14 protein-coding genes are annotated in these 19,871 nt (G+C 69.0%); 13 read left to right on the top strand and 1 reads right to left on the bottom strand.

Going from position 1 to position 19,871, the window contains the following annotated elements; genetic code table 11:
* Nucleotides 1–12: 12 nt before the first annotated feature.
* A complete protein-coding gene (locus ACSQ2B_RS19830; protein ID WP_436052488.1) occupies nucleotides 13–1,410 on the bottom strand; it encodes an amino acid permease in 1,398 nt (465 codons plus the stop codon).
* A gap of 235 nt (nucleotides 1,411–1,645) precedes the next feature.
* On the opposite strand from ACSQ2B_RS19830, the gene ACSQ2B_RS19825 reads away from it, so the two are divergent.
* The 13 genes from ACSQ2B_RS19825 to ACSQ2B_RS19765 all read left to right on the top strand — a co-directional run bounded on the left by ACSQ2B_RS19825 (nucleotide 1,646) and on the right by ACSQ2B_RS19765 (nucleotide 19,846).
* Nucleotides 1,646–3,871: a TonB-dependent receptor gene (locus tag ACSQ2B_RS19825; RefSeq protein ID WP_436052486.1), complete on the top strand. Its 2,226-nt coding sequence runs from the start codon at nucleotides 1,646–1,648 to the stop codon at nucleotides 3,869–3,871.
* A gap of 85 nt (nucleotides 3,872–3,956) precedes the next feature.
* Nucleotides 3,957–4,739, top strand: coding sequence for an N-formylglutamate amidohydrolase (locus ACSQ2B_RS19820; protein ID WP_436052484.1), 783 nt, complete (start codon nucleotides 3,957–3,959; stop codon nucleotides 4,737–4,739).
* Nucleotides 4,736–7,399, top strand: coding sequence for a M1 family metallopeptidase (locus tag ACSQ2B_RS19815; RefSeq protein WP_436052482.1), 2,664 nt, complete (start codon nucleotides 4,736–4,738; stop codon nucleotides 7,397–7,399). The genes ACSQ2B_RS19820 and ACSQ2B_RS19815 overlap by 4 nt, the downstream gene beginning before the upstream one ends.
* 5 nt (nucleotides 7,400–7,404) lie before the next feature.
* Nucleotides 7,405–8,721, top strand: coding sequence for an aspartate aminotransferase family protein (locus ACSQ2B_RS19810; protein ID WP_436052480.1), 1,317 nt, complete (start codon nucleotides 7,405–7,407; stop codon nucleotides 8,719–8,721).
* Between the two features lie 4 nt (nucleotides 8,722–8,725).
* Nucleotides 8,726–9,457 (top strand): glutamine amidotransferase, encoded by a 732-nt coding sequence (locus ACSQ2B_RS19805; RefSeq protein WP_436052478.1) that lies wholly within the window; start codon nucleotides 8,726–8,728, stop codon nucleotides 9,455–9,457.
* Nucleotides 9,454–11,415, top strand: coding sequence for a CocE/NonD family hydrolase (locus tag ACSQ2B_RS19800; protein WP_436052476.1), 1,962 nt, complete (start codon nucleotides 9,454–9,456; stop codon nucleotides 11,413–11,415). The genes ACSQ2B_RS19805 and ACSQ2B_RS19800 overlap by 4 nt, the downstream gene beginning before the upstream one ends.
* Entirely contained in the window at nucleotides 11,412–12,341 is a 930-nt protein-coding gene (locus ACSQ2B_RS19795) for a MurR/RpiR family transcriptional regulator (RefSeq protein ID WP_436052474.1), read from the top strand. The genes ACSQ2B_RS19800 and ACSQ2B_RS19795 overlap by 4 nt, the downstream gene beginning before the upstream one ends.
* 7 nt (nucleotides 12,342–12,348) lie before the next feature.
* On the top strand, nucleotides 12,349–12,996 hold the full coding sequence (locus tag ACSQ2B_RS19790) for a cysteine hydrolase family protein (protein ID WP_436052472.1): 648 nt from the start codon (nucleotides 12,349–12,351) through the stop codon (nucleotides 12,994–12,996).
* Entirely contained in the window at nucleotides 12,993–14,327 is a 1,335-nt protein-coding gene (locus tag ACSQ2B_RS19785; RefSeq protein WP_436052471.1) for a hypothetical protein, read from the top strand. The genes ACSQ2B_RS19790 and ACSQ2B_RS19785 overlap by 4 nt, the downstream gene beginning before the upstream one ends.
* Before the next feature lie 17 nt (nucleotides 14,328–14,344).
* Nucleotides 14,345–16,027 (top strand): amidohydrolase, encoded by a 1,683-nt coding sequence (locus ACSQ2B_RS19780; protein WP_436052470.1) that lies wholly within the window; start codon nucleotides 14,345–14,347, stop codon nucleotides 16,025–16,027.
* 234 nt (nucleotides 16,028–16,261) lie between these two features.
* Entirely contained in the window at nucleotides 16,262–17,944 is a 1,683-nt protein-coding gene (locus ACSQ2B_RS19775; RefSeq protein WP_436052469.1) for an FAD-dependent oxidoreductase, read from the top strand.
* Nucleotides 17,919–18,926: a lysylphosphatidylglycerol synthase transmembrane domain-containing protein gene (locus tag ACSQ2B_RS19770; RefSeq protein ID WP_436052468.1), complete on the top strand. Its 1,008-nt coding sequence runs from the start codon at nucleotides 17,919–17,921 to the stop codon at nucleotides 18,924–18,926. The genes ACSQ2B_RS19775 and ACSQ2B_RS19770 overlap by 26 nt, the downstream gene beginning before the upstream one ends.
* 137 nt (nucleotides 18,927–19,063) lie before the next feature.
* Nucleotides 19,064–19,846 (top strand): sulfite exporter TauE/SafE family protein, encoded by a 783-nt coding sequence (locus tag ACSQ2B_RS19765; protein ID WP_436052466.1) that lies wholly within the window; start codon nucleotides 19,064–19,066, stop codon nucleotides 19,844–19,846.
* The last annotated feature ends 25 nt before the right edge of the window (nucleotides 19,847–19,871 follow it).

The following is a 19,871-nucleotide window of genomic DNA, read 5'->3' as shown; positions in this document are numbered from 1 at the left end:
TTTGACGGCGTCTCACAAGACAGCGGGGACCGGCGCCGCGCTCCGCGCGCGACGGATCGCCCAGAGAAGGAAGATGGCGGCCGTCAACGCCAGGCCGGACCAGAGCTGGGCCCGCAGATCCGGCCGGACCGTCATGGCCAGCAGGATCGCCACGATCGCCGCCAGCACGGCGTAGCTGCTGTAGGGAAAGAACCAGACCCGGAAGGTCAGGCGCTGCGGCGCGTCCCGCTCCACCCGGCGTCGATGCCGGATCTGCGCCAGGGCGAGCATCAGATAGATCACCAGCATGACGACGCCGGAGGCGTTCACCAGGAAGGCGAAGATCGCGTCGGGAAATGAGATCGCGCCGACCAGCGCCAGACAGGCGACTCCGCTGCCGGCGAGCACGGCGCCGACGGGAACGCCGCGCGGGTTGAGGCGGACCATCCAGCGCGGCGCGTCGCCCTCCCGGGCCAGCGCGAACAGGACCCGCGAGGAGACATAGAAGCCGGCGTTGAGACAGGAGGTCACCGCGATCAGCACGACCAGGTTCATGATCCCGGCGACGCCGGGAATGCCGATCCGGTCCAAGGCCATGGCGAAGGGCGACGCGCCCGGGTGGATCTCGGTCCAGGGCACGATCGACACCACGACCAGCATCGACAGGACGAAGAACAGTCCGAGCCGGATCACCAGGCTGGTGGTCAGCCGGGCGATGGTGCGCTCCGGCTCACGGGATTCGGCGGCGGCGACGGTGACGATCTCGGCGCCCACCAAGGCGAAGATCACCGTGGTGATGCAGGCGAACATGGCGCCCCAGCCCAGGGGCGCGAAGCCGCCATGGCCGGCCAGAGTCGAGGCCAGGCCCGGGGACGGCGCGGCCGGCGAAGGGATCCACCCCGCCAGCCACGCCCCGCCCAGCAGAATGAATGCGATCAGCGCCGTCAGCTTGGCCGCCGACAGCCAGAACTCCGCCTCGCCGAACACCCGGGCGGACATCAGGTTGACGAAGGTCAGCAGCAGCAGAAGGCCAAAGCCGATCTGCCAGATCGGCAGGCCGAGCCAGCCATGCAGGATCGCCGCGCCCGACAGGGCTTCCACCGCCAGCGCCAGCACCCAGAAGTACCAGTAGAGCCATCCGGCGATGAAGCCGGCGCCATTCCCCAGGCCTTGCCGGATGTATTCGGTGAACGAGCCGGCGTCGGGCGACAGGGCGGCCATCTCACCCAGCATCCGCATGACGAACAGGACCAGCACGCCGGCCAGCGCATAGCTGACCACCACGGCGGGCCCGGCGGCGGCGATGGCGGCGCTGCTCCCCACGAAGAGGCCCGAGCCGATGATTCCGCCGACGGAGATCATCGCCAGGTGTCGCGACTGCAGCTGCCTTCGCAGCCCGCCTGCCCCACCCTCTTGCGCTTCGTCTTCCATGGACGCCCGCCCCTGACCGCGACCTGAGCCATGGAAATGGATGTTCGGCGCCGCGTCAATGCCGAGGCAGACAATTCATCACTATAACCCAGATATGTTATATGTTTGACATGACCCATATTGGATGCATCAATGAAGAAATATCGATAATCCTACACAGGTGGGGCGGGGGGGAAGCGGCAGGCGCTCGGCGGATGTCCGGGCGAGGTGGGCGCACCGCAACGAGGGGGATCAGATGCTAATCGGACAGAAGTGGGCCTTGCATTCCGTTGCGACGGGCGCAATCGCCGCGGCCATGGCGGCGGCCGGCCCGTCCTGCGCCAGCGCCCAGGAGACGCCCGCGCGGTCGCAGCCGCAGATGGTGGACGAGGTCGTCGTGACCGCCACCAAGCTTGGCGCGACCCGGCTGGGCGACGTGCCCGTCAGCATCACCGCCATCGACCAGGCCAGCATCGAACGCGCGGGCATGGACAGCTTCATCGACTATGTCCGCCGCGTCCCGGGCCTGGGCTTTCAATCCCTGTCGGCGGCCGGCGCGCGCGACGACATCCGCGGCGGACGCCGGCTGAACCTGCGCGGCATCGAGTCCGGCTTCGACGGGGTGCCTACGGTCGCCTACTACATCGACGACGCGCCGATCCCGGTGATGGATCCCAAGCTGTTCGACATCGAGCGGATCGAGGTGCTGCGCGGTCCGCAGGGCACGCTCTACGGCGCCAACTCCATGGGCGGAGCCATCCGCCTCGTCCTGAACAAGCCGCAGCAGAACCAGTTCGACTATCGCGGCGACACGACGCTCTCGGCCACACGGCACGGGCAGGAGAGCTATTCCGGCAACAGCATGGTCAACGTGCCGCTGATCAAGGACGTGCTCGCGCTGCGCGCCGTCGGCTACTATCGCTTCGAGGGCGGCTATATCGACAATGTCGTCCAACAGGGCGCGTCGGGCGTCGCGGCGGCCAAGAAGGACATCAACGACGAGCGCAGCTGGGGCGTGCGCGTCGCCGCCGAGCTCCAGGCGACGCCCGAGCTGACGATCACGCCTAGCATCTTCCACCAGAAGACGCGCATGCCGTTCGGCAACTACTACGACAGCGCCTATGGCGATCTGGTCGTCTTCGATCGAGACATCGCCACGCCCGAGCGGAACAGCTTCACCCTCTATGGCGGGGAAGTCCGCTGGACGCGCGGGAACTGGGTGCTGTTCTCCGCCACCTCCTATTTCAAATCCTCCTTCAGCTCGGTGGAGGACCATACGCTCAGCTTTTACCACTACGACCTGATCACGGCGGACCAGAACCAGACCTCGCTCCAGAGCTTGAGCAGCAAGCGGCTGAGCGAAGAGCTTCGTCTTTCCTACAAGTCGGATCGTTGGAGCGCGGTGACCGGCTTCTTCTACCTGGATGAAGACCGGTTCTTCAGACAGGACTACCCCAGGGCGGACGGCGACCCCAGCTTGCCGTCCTTCTTCAACGGCACCCAGGCCAACACGGAGAAGCAGTACGCCCTGTTCGGCGAGGGAACCTTCCGCTTCACCGACACCTTGTCGGCGACCGCCGGGCTGCGCTGGTTCAAGGGCAAGCAGACCCAGGACACCCGCTGGTTCGTGGACGGCGAACCCGACCCCTATGCGGGCAAGGGATCGGCCTCGGCCTTCTCGCCCAAGCTCCAGCTCAGCTACAAGCCCGACCGGGACAAGCTGGTCTACGCCTCGGCGACCAAGGGCTTCCGCCCCGGCGGCGCGGCGGGCGCGATCCCGACATCCCTCTGCAGCGCCGATCTGGCCGCCCTCGGCCTCTCGGAAGCGCCGAAGGAATTCGAGCCCGACAAGCTGTGGAGCTATGAGATCGGCTCCAAGCTGTCCTTCAACCGGCGCGCGTCGCTGAACATCGCCGCCTACAGGATCAACTGGACCAACGTGCAGCAGACGGTGCTGCTCGAACAGTGCGGCTTCACCTTCGTCGGCAATGTCGGCAAGGCCAGGAGCCAGGGCGTCGAAGCCGAACTCAGCGTGAACGTCACCGACAATCTGAACATCTCGGGGTCAGCCGGCTACACCGACGCCAAGTTCACCCGGTCCAATCCCGACATCGGCATCTTCTCCGGCGACCGGCTGCCGCTGGTGCCCAAGTGGACGGCGTCGGCGAGCGCGCAATACAGCTTTCCCATCGCGACCGGACATGACGCCTATGTGCTGGCGGACGTCTCCTATCAAGACAAGGTCCTGAACGGCTATTCCAGCCACACGCAGAAGTCCTACGCCCTGATGAACGCCCGTTTCGGAGCGCGGATCAACGACCGCACGGAACTAGTCTTCTTCGCCGACAACGTCTTCGACAAGCGCGCGCAGCTCTACTTCTTCCGCACCGAGGACGAGGGGAACCTGCCCGCCAGCCTGCGCGACACGACCGTCACGGTCCGCCCGCGCACCATCGGCGTCACCGTCCGCTACGGCCTTTGATGGCCGCCGGCCTCGCCGGCCCGCCCCTGATCGGGCGGGCCGGCGAGGTCCCATACCCGTAGAGTTCCAAGTGTTCGGAGTGACAATGCCGGTTTCGCCCTCCCGGGAGACGTCGAGCGTCGATTGGCCTGACCCCGTCGAGGCGGCCAACCCCCGGGGCGCCTCGCCCGTCCTTCTGCTGTGCGAACATGCGTCCCGGCATATTCCCGCCGAATATGCGCAGCTGGGCTTGGACGCCGCGCAGACCGATCGGCATATCGCCTGGGATATCGGCGCGGCGGCGCTCACCCGCCATCTGTCGGAATTGCTGGATGCGACCGCCTTCCTGGGCGCCTACTCGCGGCTGCTGGTCGACCTCAACCGCCCGCTGGGCGCAGCGAGCTCCATACCGGTCCGGTCCGAGGACACCGATATTCCCGGCAACCTTGCCCTGTCCGACGCGGAACGGCGGCGGCGCGCGGACCGGATCTTCACGCCCTTCCACCATGCGGTCGCCCGCCATCTCGACGAGCGGCAGGCGTGCGGCCGCCCGACGCTGCTGGTCACGGTCCACAGCTTCACGCCGGTCTTCCTGGGACAGGCGCGGCCCTGGCATGCGGGCGTCCTGTTCGGAAAATCGCGGGCGACGGCCGAGCGGCTGGCGCGCCGGCTCAGCGCCGGATCGGACCGGTTGATCGGCCTCAATCAGCCATACCAGGTGAATCCGGAGGACGACTATGCGCTGCCGATCTACGGCGACGGACGGGACATTCCGGCCGTGCTGATCGAAGTCCGCAACGACCAGTTGGCGGACCAGGACGGCGTCGAGGGCTGGGCGACGCGGCTGGCGGCGGCGATCACGGCGGAAATCGAGGAGATCGGCGGATGATCGACCGGGGCCCCAACCGTGCGATGGCGAAGACGGCGAAGTCAGCGCTCTTCGGCGCGGCCTTCGCCGCCCTCCTCGTCCTCTCCTCGCCGGCGCGCGCCGCGGGCGACGGACTGGAGCGCCTGCCGGACGATACGCGGCCGGAGCGCTACACCCTATCCATCACCCCGGACGCGGCGTGGGAGCGTTTTTCGGGCCGCGGCGCGCTGGAATTCACGGTGACCAGGCCCACGGCCACGGTCACGGTCAACGCCGTCGGGCTGAAGATCGGCGAGGCGGTGCTGGATGGCGGCCAGTCGGCGGTCGTAGCCTATGACACCGCCCGCCAGCGCGCGACCTTCACCTTCCCGACGCCGCTGCCGGTCGGCGCGCACAAGATCTCCCTGTCCTGGGAGGGCGCGATCACCCGCAATGTGGAAGGGCTCTTCAAGGTCGACTACCCCACGGCGGAAGGTCGAACCGGGCAGATGCTGTTCACCCACCTGTGCTGCATCGCGACGGCGCGCAGCTTCGCGCCGCTGTGGGATCAGCCGGATCTGAAGGCCGTGTTCGACATCGACGTCGCCTCGCCGGCGGGCGACGCGGTGGTCGCCAACATGCCGGTCGAACGTCGCGAGGACTTGCCGGGGGGCGGCGCGCGATTCCACTTCGCCCCGACGCCGAAAATGAGCTCCTACCTGCTGTTCTTCTCGGTCGGCGCCTTCGATCGCATCGCGCGCCAGGTCGGCGACACCGACGTCGGCGTCGTGCTCCAGCGCGGCAAGGCCGAACAAGGACGCGACGCGCTCAACGCATCGGCCCAGGCGCTGGACTACTTCAACGACTACTTCGGCGTCTCCTACCCCCTGCCCAAGCTGGACAATGTCGGCATGCCGGGTGCGGGCGGTTTCGGCGCGATGGAGAACTGGGGGGCGATCTTCTATTTCGAGCCCTACATCCTGGTCGATCCGGCCATCTCCACCCAGGCGGACCGCCAGACCGTCTACGTCGTCGTCGCCCACGAGGTCGCGCACCAGTGGTTCGGCAATCTGGTCACCATGAAGTGGTGGGACGACCTCTGGCTGAACGAAGGCTTCGCCTCCTGGATGGCGGCCAAGACGGCGGATCATTTCCACCCCGAATGGCAGATCTGGCTGCAGGTGGCCGACAGCCGCGAGGCGGCGTTCCGCCTGGACGCGCGATCGACCACCCATCCGATCGTCCGGGAGGTCCACACGCTCGAGGAGGCGACGCTCGCCTTCGACGAGATCACCTACGAGAAGGGCAGCCAGATCATCCGCATGATCGAGGCCTGGGTCGGGGAGGCCGCCTTCCGCACGGCGATCCAGGCGCATGTGCGCAACCATGCCTATGGCAATGCGACCACGGCCGATCTGCTGGGCGAGCTCGTCCAGGCGTCCGATCCGTCGATCAAGGCCATCGTCCAGGACTTCACCGGACAGGAAGGCGTGCCGCTGATCGAGGTGCTTTCGACGCGATGCGACGCGGATCGCCGGACCTCCACGGTGATGCTGCGCCAGAGCCGTTTCGGGCTGGATGCGCCGTCGCGCTCGCCGCTGTCCTGGCGCGTGCCGGTCATGGCCCGGACCGTCGGCGCCGATACGATCGCGCGCCAGGTCGTCGAGGGCCCGCGCCCCGTCGCCATGACCGTCCCGGGCTGCGGGCCGGTGAAGATCAACGCCGGTGAGACCGCCTATTTCCGCACCCGCTACGACGACGCCTCCTTCGACGCCCTGGCCAGCCGGTTCGACGAGATGGCGCCTGCTGATCGGCTGGGACTGCTGGCCGACAGCTTCGGCCTGGCGGAGGGCGGCGACGCCGCCTTCGCCCGCTACATGGACCTGTCGAAGCGGGTCAGCGCCAAATCCGACCCGCTGCTGGCGCTCGCCCTGGCCGGCAACGCCGGCGAGCTCGACCGCACCTATGCGGGCCTGCCCGGCCAGGCCGCCTTCCGGACCTTCATCCACGCGCGGTTCGCCCCGATGCTCGCCGACATCGGCTGGGTCGGCCCGGCCGACGAAGCCGCGAACATCGGCATGCTGCGCGAAGCCCTGATCGATCTCCTGGCGCGCACCGGCGACGCCGCCACGCTCGCCGAAGCGACGCGGCGGTTCCGGGGCGCCGCATCCGATCCGGCGCTGACGCCGGGCGGCCTTCGCCAGGCGGTGGTGATGGCGGTCGGCGCCGGCGCGGACCAGGCGACCTTCGCCGAGCTGGCGGATCGGAGCGCGAAGGCGACCAACAGCGCCGAACAACGGCTCTACCTGATGGCCCTGGCCAACGCCAATGACCCGGCGATCGCGCGGCGAGCGCTCGATATGACGCTGACGCGGGCCCTGCCCGCCCAGCTCTTCGTCCCCCTGCTGCGCGCGATCGCCGAACGGCACCCGGCGCTGGTCTATGATTGCGTGACCGCCCGATATGCGGAGATCGCGCCGAAACTCGACACCTACGAGAAGGGCGCGATCGTTGCGATGATCGCCGAACGCGGCGTCGATCGCGCGCTTGCGGACCGGCTGGCCGCCTATGTCTCCGCGGGCGGCGAGGCCGCAGGCAAGGAGGCCGCCGAGCGCGCGCGCTCCTTGATCCTGTTTCGTGACGGCGTGCGGCGCAACGGCGTGCCGCAGATCGACGCCTGGATACGGAAGCAAGGCGCGTGATCCCCATGACCCCACCTTCCCTGTTTGAACGCGACGCCCGGGCGATCGCCAACATCGGCCGCCTGCGCTTCTCGCCGGTGACGGTCGTGCGCGGCGAAGGCAGCCGGCTGATCGACGAGACCGGCCGCGCCATGCTCGACCTCTCGGCCTCCTGCGGGCCGGCGATCGTCGGCTATGGCCATCCCGAGATCGTCGAGGCCGTCACGCACGCCGCGCGCGACATGGCCGGCGCCAGCCTGCTGGCCTATCCCAATCCCGAGGCGGTTGGCCTGGCCGAGGACCTGCTGCAGGCCGTGCCGGGCGCGGGGGAACGGCGCGTATGGTTCGGCCATTCGGGGTCGGACGCCAACGACTGCGCCGTACGGGTGCTGGCCGCGGCGACCAAGCGGCAGCGCTTCATCTCCTTCATCGGCTCCTATCACGGCGCCATCTCCGGCTCGATGGGGATCAGCGGCCATACGGCGATGACCCACACCCTCCCGCGGCCGGGGCTGGTGCTGCTGCCCTATCCCGATCCCTACCGGCCCGACTTCACGCCGGATCAGGTGCTGGCCCTGCTCGACTATCAGTTCGCCACCACCTGTCCGCCCAACCAGGTCGCGGCCGTCTTCATCGAGCCCCTGATGTCCGACGGCGGGCTGATCGTGCCGCCGCCCGGTTTCCTCAAGGCGCTGCAGGACCGCTGCCGCGCCCATGGCGTCAAGATCGTGGTCGACGAGGTGAAGGTGGGGCTGGGCCGGACCGGCCTGCTGCACGGCTTCCAGCACGAGGGGTTGGAGCCGGACCTGGTGATCTTCGGCAAGGCGCTGGGCGGCGGGCTGCCGATCTCGGCGGTCGTGGGCCCCGCCGAGATCATGGATCACGCGCCGGCCTTCGCGCTTCAGACCACCGCGGGCAATCCGGTCGCCGCGGCGGCCGGCCGCGCGGTGATGCGGCTCATCGCGCGGGAGGGGCTGACCGAGCGGGCCGAGCGCACCGGCGCGCGGATGCGCCAGGCCCTGACCCGGCTGATGGATCGCCACGAGATGATCGGCGACGTGCGCGGACGCGGGCTCGCCATCGGCGTCGAGCTGCTCGCCGACCGAGACAACAAGGCGCCCGTCCCGGTCTCCACCACCGCCAAGGTGATCTACCGCGCCTGGGAGCTGGGCGTGCTGTTCCTCTATGTCGGCCTGCGCGGCAATGTGCTGGAGCTGACGCCGCCCCTCAACCTCTCCGACGACGACGCCGACGAAGGCGTCGCGGTCATCGGCCAGGCGATCGAGGACGTCGTCCAGGGCCGCGTCAGCGACCAAGCCGTCGCCCCCTTCATGATGTGGTAGGCCGATGGCGACGGCGCCGCTGCTCATCCTCGAATGCGACCCTCTGGAGACGAGCGCGCCCGAGCTGCACGCCGCTCGCGGCGGCATGGGCGCCTTCTTCCGCGACGCCCTGGGGCCGGAGCCGACGCTGGTCCGCCGGGCCTGGCGACGCGAGGCCCTGCCGCCGGTCGAGACCGTCTCCGGCGTCCTGGTCACCGGCGCTGCGGCCATGGTGGCCGATCCCGACCCGTGGATCGGCGAGACGCGGAGCTGGCTGCGCACGGCCGCCGCCGCGGGCGCGCCGATGCTGGGCGTCTGTTTTGGCCATCAGCTGCTGGCGGACATGCTGGGCGGGACGGTCGCGGCGACGCCGGACGGACCCGAGGTGGGCACCGTCGCCGTGGAGCTGGCCGCGGCGGGCCAGGACGATCCGCTGACGGCCGCCCTGCCCGCCCGCTTCGCGGCGCAGGCCTCGCATTTCCAGAGCGTCGTCACACCGCCTCCGGGCGCCGTGGTGCTGGCGCGCAACGCCCTGGCCGTTCAGGCGCTGCGGTTCGCGCCCCGCATCTGGGGCGTCCAGTTCCATCCCGAATTCGCGCCGGGCGACCTGGCCGCGATCATCCGCTGGAACGCCCAGCCGCTCGCCCGGGCGCATCTCGATCCGGCGCGCGCGATCCAGGGGCTGAAGCCGACGCCGGAAGCGGCGTCCATTCTCGGGCGATTTGCGATCTTGGCGAGGGAGACGGCGGGGCGATGAGGGCGGTGGTTCAATGGGTGGCGGCCATCTCGCTGCTCGCCGGCGGCGTGGCGGGCGCAGCGCAGGCGCCGACGTCTCTCCCCAGCGAGATTCCGGCCGAGTTCAAGCCGGCCGGCGCGATCTTCGACTACGATCGCGAGGACTACATGATCCCCATGCGCGACGGGGTGAAGCTGCACACCGTCGTCTGGCGGCCGAAGACCAGCAAGACGCCGATGCCGATCGTGCTGACCCGCACGCCCTATGACGCCAGCAACCGGCCGGCCTGGACCCAGCGTCCCAACAGCCCCGCCGGCGCCTCCGCCGTGCCGCTGCCCGACGCGCCGCTGATCGCGAACGGCTATATCCGCGTCTATCAGGACGTGCGGGGCAAGTACGGCTCGGAAGGCGCCTATGTGATGAGCCTGCCGCCGCGCGGCCCGCTCAACGCCGGGCCGGTCGACCAGACCACCGACGCCTGGGACACCATCGACTGGCTGGTCAAGAACGTGCCGGGCAACAACGGCCGCGTCGGCCTGATCGGCGTTTCCTATGAGGGCTGGACGACCCTGATGGGCCTGCTCGAGCCGCACCCGGCGCTGAAGGCGGCGATCCCGATGAACGCCATGGTCGACGGATGGATGGGCGACGACTGGTACCACAACGGCGCCTTCCGCCAGTTCTCGCTCGAGTACGTCTATCGCCAGACCACGGTGAAGGGGGCCAGCGAGTTCCCGTTCGGATCGCGCGACGCCTATTCCGCCTACCTCAAGGCCGGGTCGGCCAACGCCATGGCGTCGTCGCGCGGCATGGACCAGCTGCCGGCCTGGAAGAAGCTGATCGACAATCCGGCCTACACCGCCTTCTGGCAGGAGCAGGCGGTCGACAAGCTGCTGTCGAAGGCGCCGATGCGCGTGCCGACGCTGACCGTCCATGGCCTCTACGACCAGGAAGACATCTACGGCCCGATCGCCAGCTATGCCGCGATGGAGGCCCAGGACCGCGGCGCCGACCGCAACTTCCTGGTCATCGGGCCCTGGTTCCACGGCCAGCAGGACCCCTGGTTCCACCAGGCGAGCGGATCCGGCCTGGGCCCCATCCCCTGGGGCTCAGATACGACGCGGACCTTCCTCCTCGACATGATGCTCCCCTTCTTCGACCAGTATCTGAAGGGGGTCGCGCCGGCCAAGCCGATCCCGCCCGTGCGGGCCTTTGAAACCGGCAGCAACGTCTGGCGGAGCCACGCCGCCTGGCCGCCGCCCGGCGTCGACGCCGGCAAGCTCTATCTGGGCCCCGCGGGCGGCCTGACGCTGAGCGCGCCGAAGAACGCCGCGGGCTACGACCAGTACGTGTCGGACCCGGCCAAGCCGGTGCCCTATCGCGTGCCGCCGATCATTCCCAACGACGCGCCCGACACCAGCTGGAAGATCTGGCTGGCCGACGACCAGCGGCCCTTCGAGTCCCGCCCCGACGTGCTCACCTACGCCACCGCGCCGCTGACCGAACCGGTGGCCATTTCCGGAAGCGTGATCGCCCATCTCGTCGCCTCGACCAGCGGCTCCGACAGCGATTGGGTGGTCAAGGTGATCGACGCCTATCCCGACGAATATCCCATGCAGCCGACGCTGGGCGGCTATCAGCTGATGATCTCCGCCGACATCTTCCGAGGGCGTTATCGCCAACGGCTGGACAAGGGCGAGGCGCTCGCGCCCGACCAGGCGCTGCCCTACCGGTTCGCCCTGCCCAACGCCAACCACGTCTTCCTCCCGGGGCACCGGATCGTGGTGCAGATCCAGTCCAGCTGGTTCCCGCTCTACGACCGCAACCCGCAGACCTTCGTCCCCAATATCGCCTATGCGAAGCCCGGGGATTACCGGGCCGCGACCCAGCGCATCTATTTTTCCAGCTACATCGAACTGCCCCTCAGATCGGGACAAGACACGAAGAGCCCGAGGGGATCGAAGGACAAGACGCCATGAAGAACGAGGAAACCACATCGCGGGGGACGTCGGTGCGCGAACTGCTCACCGAGGCGGAGACGACGCTGACGCCGTCGGAACTGAAGATCATCCAGGTCTTGCTGGCGGACTATCCAAGCGCCGGCCTGGGCAGCGCCTCGGCCCTGGCCCGCAGGGCCGGGGTGAGCGACCCGACCGTCGGGCGGCTGGCCAACAAGCTGGGGTTCGACAGCTTCACCGCCCTTCAGGCCCGCCTGCTCGAGGAGGTCGAGGAGCGGCTGCGCTCGCCGCTGATGATGATGCTCGAAACGCCGTCCGCCGGTCGGGAAGGCAACAAGGTCACCAACTATCTGATGTCGGTGACCCGCCGGATGCGCGACGCCACCGAAGCGGCCGTCGTCGAACCCTATGAGCGCGCCGCCGACCTGATCATGAACGCGCGCGGGCGCGTCCACATCCTCGGCGGCCGCTTCAGCCGCCACGTCGGCGGCATGCTGGCCGGCTACCTCTCCCAGTTCCGGCCTGGCGTCGAGCTGATCGCCCCGCTGACGTCCGAGAGCGTCGACGCCCTGCTCGACATGGGACGCAAGGATGTGCTGATCGTCTTCGACTACCGCCGCTATCAGACCGACGTCATCGATTTCGCACGTCAGGCCGTCGCCCGCGGCGCCCGGGTGATCCTGTTCACCGACCCCTGGCTGTCGCCGATCGCCGAGGTTGCGGACGCGGTGTTCATCGCCTCGGTCGAAGTGGATTCCCCCTACGACTCCCTCGCCCCCGCCGTCGCCCAGATGGAGGCGCTGGTGGCCCATGTGGTCGGGCGCGACAAGGACGTCTTCGAGCATCGCATCGCCGAGCTCGAAGCCCTGCGCAGCCACAACGCCGTCACCGTCGACGCCCCCGGGCCGTTCGACACGTCCAGCAGCTCCACGCCGAAAAAGCCCTGATGCGACCATGAGCAACCTCACCCTGTCCCGCGACGCCCCCTTTCCTTCCGGCGCCACCGCCCTGCTGCTGGTCGACATGCAGCGCATCTGGCTGGAGCCCGGACGCAACCCCGGCCATCCGGACTGGACCGCGGACCACTATTTCCACCGCGAGACCCGCACGCGCGCCCTCCCCAACCAGAGCCGCCTGATCGCCGCCGCGCGCGCATCCGGCGTCGAGGTGATCCATACGATCATCCGCAGCCTCACCCGCGACGGCCGCGACCGTTCGCTCGACCACAAGCTGACCCCGATCCATGTCGCGCCGGACGACCCGCTGGCGCTGCCGGCGCCCGAGGTCGCGCCCGGCCCCGACGAGATCCTGCTGCCCAAGACCTCGTCCGGCGTCTTCAACTCGACCAACATCGAGTACCTGCTGCGCAACATGGGCGTCAGCCATCTGGTGGTGGCGGGCATCATGACCGACCAGTGCGTGGACATGGCGGTGCGCGACGGCGCCGATCGCGGCTTCGCCGTGACCTGCGTCGCCGACGCCTGCGCGGCCACTACGCCAGAACGCCACGCCAACGCGCTGCAGGCGTTCGGCGGCTATTGCTGGCTCGCCGACACAGCCACGGTCGAAGCGCGCTTTCGCGCCTTGCGGGCGGCGGCATGAGCGAGGCCCTCAAGCCCCCCTTCGCCCCCCTGGTCGCGGTCGTCACCACCGATCTGGCGGCGATCACGCGCGGCCGGTTCGTCCCCGCCGACCGGGTCGCGGCGGTCCTGGAGGGCGGCGTCGGCTGGCTCCCGGCCAATCTGTCGCTCACCGCCTTCGGAACCATCGCCGATCCCAATCCATGGGGCTCGAAGGGCGACCTGCGCGTGCTGCCGGATCCGGCGGCGCGCTACCGCACCGGCGCGACCGGGGCCGAGACGCCCTTCGACATGATCATCGGCGATATCGTCGAGCTGGACGGCGCGCCCTGGTCCTGTTGTCCGCGCACGGTTCTGAAAGAGGCCGTGGCGGCGCTCAAGGCGGCGACCGGCCTTACGCTGCGGATCGCCTTCGAACAGGAATTCCAGATCTTCGGCGCGGATTTTCCGCCCGCCCATCCGCTTTCGATGGCCGCCCTGCGCCGCGCCGATCCCCTGGCGCCTCGCCTGGCTGCAGCGCTGGAGGAAGCCGCCATCGAGCCGGAGACCCTGATCGCCGAGTTCGGCGCGGACCAGTTCGAGCTGACCTGCGCCCCGGCCGACCCGGTGACGGCGGCCGACCGCGCCATCGCCATCCGCGAGATCGTCCGCGAGACCGCCTCCGTCGCCGGATATCGCGCGAGCTTCGCGCCCAAGACGGCGGTGGATTCCGTCGGCAACGGCGTCCACATCCATTTCAGCCTGGTCGACGACAAGGGAAGGCCGGCGACCTACGATCCCGCCGCGCCCGCCGGGCTTGCCGCCCCCGCCGGCGCCTTCTGCGCAGGCGTTCTGCGGAACCTGCCGGCTCTGACGCTGCTGAGCGCGCCCAGCCCCACCTCCTACTACCGCCTGCGCCCCAACAGCTGGAGCGCGTCGTGGACATGGCTGGCCGACCGCGACCGCGAGGCGACCCTCCGGATTTGCCCGGTCAACGTCGCCCGGGGCCGCGACCCGGCCCCGCAATACAATATCGAATATCGCGCGGCGGACGCGACGGCGAACCCCTACCTCGCCCTGGCGGGGATCATCCGTGCGGGGCTGGCCGGGATCAGCGGGTCCCTGCCGCCGCCGCCCATCGTCGCCGACCATCCCGACCGGATGGACGAGGCGCGCCGGGCGGAACTGGGGCTCCGGCGACTGCCGGACAGTCTGGAGGGGGCGCTCGCGGCCTGGCGCGCGGACGACATCGCCGACAGCTGGTTCGCGCCCAAGCTGGTCGAGACCATGCTGGGCGTCCGCGCGATGGAGCTGCGGTTCATGGCCGACAAGACGCCGGAGCAGCTCTGCCAGACCTACCGCGACCTCTACTGACCCCGACGGAGCCGTCCATGTCCAAGTCGCTGCTGCGCCTGCTGCTGTCGAGCCTGCTCGTGCTCTCGCTTCCCGCCGCAGCGACGGCGGCGCCGGACGCCATCTATCTGCACGGCAAGGTCTGGACCACCGAGGGCGACGGCCGAAACGGCGAGCGCTTCGCCCAGGCCTTGGCGACCGAGGGCGACCTCATCGTCGCGGTCGGGACGGATGCGGAGATCACCGCCCTGGCCGGTTCCTCGACCCGGAAGATCGATCTGGCCGGACGCCTGGTGACGCCGGGCTTCATCGACAATCACACCCACTTCCTCCAGGGGTCGCTGGCGCTGTCCTCGGTCGACCTGCGCGACGCCGGTTCGCCCGAGGAGTTCGCCCGCCGGATCGGCGCGCGCGCCAAGGAGCAGCCCGGCGAATGGATCCTGCAGGGCAATTGGGACCATGAGCTGTGGAACGGGCGGCTGCCGCGGCGCGACTGGATCGACGCCGTCACAGGCGACACGCCCGTCTTCGTGCTGCGGCTCGACGGCCATATGGGCCTGGCCAATTCGGCGGCGCTGAAGCTGGCGGGAATCGACGCTGCGACCGCCGATCCGGCGGGCGGCGCCATCGTCCGCGACGCCGACGGCCGGCCGACGGGCTTGCTGAAGGACTCGGCGATGGATGCGGTGATGCGGGTCATCCCGCCGCCGAGCGAGACGCAGATCGACGCGGCGATCCAGGGCGGGTTCCGGGACGCCGTCCTGCACGGCGTCACCCAGATCCACGACATGAGCGACGGCGACTGGCGCACCTTTGAGGCCTTACGCCGCGCCAAGGCGAACGGGCGCCTGCCGATCCGCGCCTACGCCTTCGTGCCGATCGCCGACTGGGAAAGGCTCGCCGGCTATATCCGCGCGAACGGCCGGGGCGACGACTGGCTGCGCTGGGGCGGGGTGAAGGGCTTTGTCGACGGCTCGCTGGGATCGACCACCGCCTGGTTCCACCAACCCTATTCCGACGCCCCGCAGACGAGCGGCCTCACCATGGGAGACCCTGCGACGCTCGCGACACTGATCGGCGAGGCCGACAGGGCGGGTCTGCATCTGGCGGTCCATGCGATCGGCGACCGCGCCAACGACTGGTTGCTCGACGCCTATCAGCGCATTGCGACGACCGATGGACCGAAGGATCGGCGTTTCCGCATCGAGCACGCCCAGCATCTGTCCCCGGCGGCCATCGCCCGCTTCGGCGAACTCGGCGTGATCCCGTCGATGCAGCCCTACCATGCGATCGACGACGGACGCTGGGCAGAGAAGCGGATCGGCGCGAAGCGGCTCACGGGAACCTACGCCTTCAGGTCCCTGCTTGCGGCCGGCGCGCCCTTGACCTTCGGATCCGACTGGCCGGTGGCGCCGCTCGATCCGCTGACGGGGATCGACGCGGCCGTCAACCGTCGGACCATCGACGGCCGCAATCCCAACGGCTGGCAGCCGCAGGAAAGGGTCACCGTGGCGCAGGCCCTGCGCAGCTACACCGTCGCCAACGCCCACGCCGGGTTCCAGGACAAGAAGGTCGGCCGGATCGCGCCAGGCTTCCTCGCCGATTTCGTGATCCTATCGGACGACCTGTTCAGCATCGATCCCGGCGCCATCCTGTCGGTGAAGGTGCAGCGTACGGTGATCGGCGGTCAGGACGCCTACGTCGCCGCCGCACGCGACTGAGCGCCTCGACGCGAGGCCGTTACGGGGTCCGTCCCGTGCTCCCATGACGCGCAGCCCGCGGAAAGGCTGAGCGATATCGGGATCGACAAGTTTCGAACACAATTCCCGGAGGTGCTGCGGCTTGACCGTGATACCTGAGGCCATCGGGGCGGGTGGTCTGCTCCGCCCGCTCTGAGCCGGTGAAGGACGGCTCACGACGCCGCCGGCCCCTGCGCCCAACCGAAAAGGCCCGCCATGAAGCGAGACACCGCCGCCCTCACCCAGACTCCATACGACGTGATCGTCGTGGGTGGTGGCGTCAACGCGGTGACCTGCGCCCTGGACGCGACCTTGCGCGGCCTGAGCGTCGCCCTGCTCGAGCGCGGCGATTTCGGGGCGGCGACCTCGTCCAACAGCTCGAAGATCGCCCACAGCGGGGTCCGCTACCTGCAGCACGCTGACTTCAAGCGACTACGGGAGTCAGTTCGCGAGCGCGCCTTTCTGATCCAGAACGCCCCGCATCTCGTCAGATCACAGCCGGTGCTCTTCCCCTTCTACGGCCACGGCCTGAAGGGGCCGGAGGTGATGCGCATCTATCTGAAGATCTACGATCTGCTGAGCCCTGAGCGGAAACGCTCCCCCGACCCGGCCCGCCGGATCCCCGACGCCAAGGTGATCTCCAGGTCGGAGGCCCTGAAGATCGCGCCGGGCCTGAACCCGAAGGGGCTGACCGGCGCCGCCGTCTGGCACGAGGGCCAGATCCTCAACACCGAACGGCTGCTGACCGCCGTGATCCACACCGCCGTCGAGCGCGGCGCCCACTTCGTCAACTACGCCGAAGTGACCCGGATCATCGTCGAGAACGGCGCCGTCCAGGGGGTCGAGGCGGTCGACCGGCTGTCCGGGCGGCGCCTGACCGTGCGCGGCCGCCTGGTCGTCAACGCCGCGGGCCCCTGGAGCAATGGAATCCTGAAGACGGCGGACGCGAAGCAGAAGCCCTATGTGGCCGGCTCCAAGTCCTTCAGCCTGCTCACCCGATCCCTCTGCGACACCCATGCGCTGAGCATCAGCACGCGTCCTATGTATCAGGACAAGAAGGCGGTGCTGGACAAGGGCTCGAGCATCCAGTTCGCCATTCCCTGGCGCGGCGCCTCGCTGATCGGGTCGCTGCACCTGCCCGCCGACGAGGATCCCGCGAAGGAGGGCATCTCCGAGGCGGAGATCGCCACCTACATCGAGATGATCAACGAGGGCTACCCGGCAGCCAAGCTGACCAGGTCCGACGTCAAGCGCGTGCTCTGGGGCATGCTGCCGGGCGAGGAACAGGGCATGGCCGCGCCCGAGAAGCAGTATCTGATCGTCGACCACGCCAAGGGCGACGCGATCGAGGGACTGGTCTCCGTCGCCGGCGTGAAGTTCACGACCTCACGCGACGTCGCGCAGAAGGCCATCGACCTGGTTTGCCGCAAGCTCGGCCACAAGGCGCATTCGCGCTCCGGCGGCACGCCGCTGTGGGGCGGCGACATCGCCTCGGTGGAGGCCTTCAGGCGCGACGGCGCAAAGGCCCTGGCCTTCCTGCCGCCCGCCGTCGCCGATCGCCTGCTCAGGACCTACGGGACAAGGTACGACGCCATCCTGGACCTGGGGCGGCGGCGGCCCGAGCTGATGGCCGTGCTGCCCGGAAGCGATGTGCTGCAGGCCGAGGTGGTGCACGCCGTCACCGAGGAGATGGCGATCCGGCTGGGCGACGTGGTGCTTCGCCGCACCGACCTTGGCAGCCTGGAATATCCGGGCGATCAGGCGCTGCGAGCCTGCGCCGAACGCATGGCCGACGAGCTTGGGTGGGACGAAAGCAAGATCGCCCTCGAGATCGCCGATGTGACGAACAATTCGGGATACAACGGTCATTTCCATGCTCAGCAAAACCAAGCTGCTTAAGGTCGCGCGCCTCGCCGGCACCGTCCTGCTGCTCAGCTACGTCCTCTACAAGGCGAAGCTGTTCAGCGCGGCTGGCTGGACCGAGCTGGCCGCCACCTTCGCCCATGTCAGCGTGACCCTGCTGGTCATCTCGATCCTGTCCAACCTGGTGCTGGACGTCATCAGCGCCGCGAAGTGGTGGGTGCTGTCGCGCGCCGTGGGTCTGAAGGGCGGGTTCTGGACGCTGTTCGGCTATTACCTCAGCGGCCGCTTCTTCAACCTGGTGCTGCCGAGCAACATCGGCGGCGACGTCATCCGGGTCGGCCTTCAGGGCCGGCTGAGCGGCAACACGGCGGCTTCGGCCGCCAGCGTCTTCATGGACCGCCTGACCGGCTTCATCGTGCTCATCACCCTGACGGCGGCGGACACCTTGCTCAACGCGCGGACCCAGAACCTGCCGTTCGTCACCGAAGCGCTGGTGATCAGCGTGGTGGGCCTGATCGGCCTGCTCTGGGTGATCTTCGACCGGCGGCCGTTCGACTTCGTCAGGCGCGTCAGCCTCCGCCTCGTTCCGCGCCTGGAGCCGCTGTTCCACCAGAGCGACAAGCTGCTGGGCGCCCTCAATCTCTATCGCAGCCGGCGCGCGCAGCTGGTCGGAGCCTTCCTGCTGTCGCTGCTGTTCTACGTCTCGGCGGGCGTCACCTACTGGCTGGACGTCGTTCCGTTCGCGCCGTCGACGCCGCTCCTGCCCGTCCTCATCGCCACGCCCTTCATCATGTTCATCATGAACATTCCGCTCAGCCTCGGAAACGTCGGCCTGATGGAGTTCGCCTACACGGTCGTGCTCGGCCTGTTCGGGATCCCGCCGTCTGTCGCCCTGTCCGCCGCCGTGCTTCACCGGCTCAAGAGCTTCATCGCCGCCGGCTGGGGCGGCGTCGTCTACAATCTGATGAAGCTGGAATCGCCGGTCGCGGAGTTGAAGACGGCCGAAGCGAAGCCGTAAAGGCCCTGAACGGCCCCCTCGTGCGAGCTCGGAGCCTGGAAAACCGGTGCAACCTGTAGATTTTCTGCGGCCACGGTCGCTTGACCGCCGCAGGCGAGCCGGGTCTAGGTCCGCGCTTTCACTGCTCGGGCGCCGCATTGGACCTGCTTCACCAGATCAACCCGCTGTACAGCCTCTCGGGACTGGCCGTCGGATTCCTTGTCGGGCTGACCGGCGTCGGCGGCGGATCGCTGATGACGCCCCTGCTGGTGCTGGCGTTCGGCGTCCATCCGGCGACCGCCGTGGGCACCGACCTGCTCTACGCCGCGGCGACCAAGACCGTCGGGACCGGGGTGCACGGCTTCAAGCGCACCGTGCAGTGGAACATCGTCGGCCGGCTGGCCGCGGGAAGCATTCCGGCGACCCTGGCGACCCTGTGGTTCATGCATGAGAGGAACGGCGAGGGGGCCAGCGGACTGATCACCGTCACCCTGGGCTGGGCGCTGATCGTCACCGCCGCGGCGGTGCTGTTCCGCAAGACCATCGTGAGCGCCTTCGCCTCGCGCGCCACCGGGCTGGAGCGATGGCAGGTCTCCGCCCTGACCGTCCTGCTGGGGGCGATCCTCGGCTTCCTGGTCTCGCTGACCTCGGTGGGCGCCGGCGCGCTCGGCATGACGGTGCTGCTGATCCTCTATCCCCGAACCGACATCCCCAAGCTGGTCGGCTCCGACATCGCCCACGCCGTGCCGCTCACCCTGATCGCCGGCGTCGGCCACTGGATGCTGGGTTCGGTGGACTGGACCCTGCTCATTTCGCTGCTGTCGGGCTCGATCCCCGGGATCATTGTCGGCAGCCTGCTGGGGTCACGCACCCCCGACCGGGTGCTGCGGCCGCTGCTGGCCACCACCCTCGGCCTCGTCGGCCTCAAGCTGCTGGCCTGATCAGGCGCCGCAGGATGGTGAATCT

Origin of the sequence: Phenylobacterium sp. LjRoot225 (genome assembly GCF_964252855.1) — a bacterium.
GTDB lineage: Bacteria > Pseudomonadota > Alphaproteobacteria > Caulobacterales > Caulobacteraceae > Phenylobacterium.
Note: the sequence above shows the minus strand (reverse complement) of the source record. Positions and strands in the feature narration are given on the sequence as shown.

What these genes read in the sequence shown, in the direction of transcription:
- ACSQ2B_RS19825 (WP_436052486.1), top strand. Translation starts at nt 1,646, where the DNA reads ATGCTAATCGGACAGAAGTGGGCCTTGCATTCCGTTGCGACGGGCGCA.
- ACSQ2B_RS19815 (WP_436052482.1), top strand. Translation starts at nt 4,736, where the DNA reads ATGATCGACCGGGGCCCCAACCGTGCGATGGCGAAGACGGCGAAGTCA.
- ACSQ2B_RS19795 (WP_436052474.1), top strand. Translation starts at nt 11,412, where the DNA reads ATGAAGAACGAGGAAACCACATCGCGGGGGACGTCGGTGCGCGAACTG.
- ACSQ2B_RS19830 (WP_436052488.1), bottom strand. Translation starts at nt 1,410, where the DNA reads ATGGAAGACGAAGCGCAAGAGGGTGGGGCAGGCGGGCTGCGAAGGCAG.
- ACSQ2B_RS19770 (WP_436052468.1), top strand. Translation starts at nt 17,919, where the DNA reads ATGCTCAGCAAAACCAAGCTGCTTAAGGTCGCGCGCCTCGCCGGCACC.
- ACSQ2B_RS19785 (WP_436052471.1), top strand. Translation starts at nt 12,993, where the DNA reads ATGAGCGAGGCCCTCAAGCCCCCCTTCGCCCCCCTGGTCGCGGTCGTC.
- ACSQ2B_RS19790 (WP_436052472.1), top strand. Translation starts at nt 12,349, where the DNA reads ATGAGCAACCTCACCCTGTCCCGCGACGCCCCCTTTCCTTCCGGCGCC.
- ACSQ2B_RS19810 (WP_436052480.1), top strand. Translation starts at nt 7,405, where the DNA reads ATGACCCCACCTTCCCTGTTTGAACGCGACGCCCGGGCGATCGCCAAC.
- ACSQ2B_RS19780 (WP_436052470.1), top strand. Translation starts at nt 14,345, where the DNA reads ATGTCCAAGTCGCTGCTGCGCCTGCTGCTGTCGAGCCTGCTCGTGCTC.
- ACSQ2B_RS19820 (WP_436052484.1), top strand. Translation starts at nt 3,957, where the DNA reads ATGCCGGTTTCGCCCTCCCGGGAGACGTCGAGCGTCGATTGGCCTGAC.
- ACSQ2B_RS19800 (WP_436052476.1), top strand. Translation starts at nt 9,454, where the DNA reads ATGAGGGCGGTGGTTCAATGGGTGGCGGCCATCTCGCTGCTCGCCGGC.
- ACSQ2B_RS19775 (WP_436052469.1), top strand. Translation starts at nt 16,262, where the DNA reads ATGAAGCGAGACACCGCCGCCCTCACCCAGACTCCATACGACGTGATC.
- ACSQ2B_RS19805 (WP_436052478.1), top strand. Translation starts at nt 8,726, where the DNA reads ATGGCGACGGCGCCGCTGCTCATCCTCGAATGCGACCCTCTGGAGACG.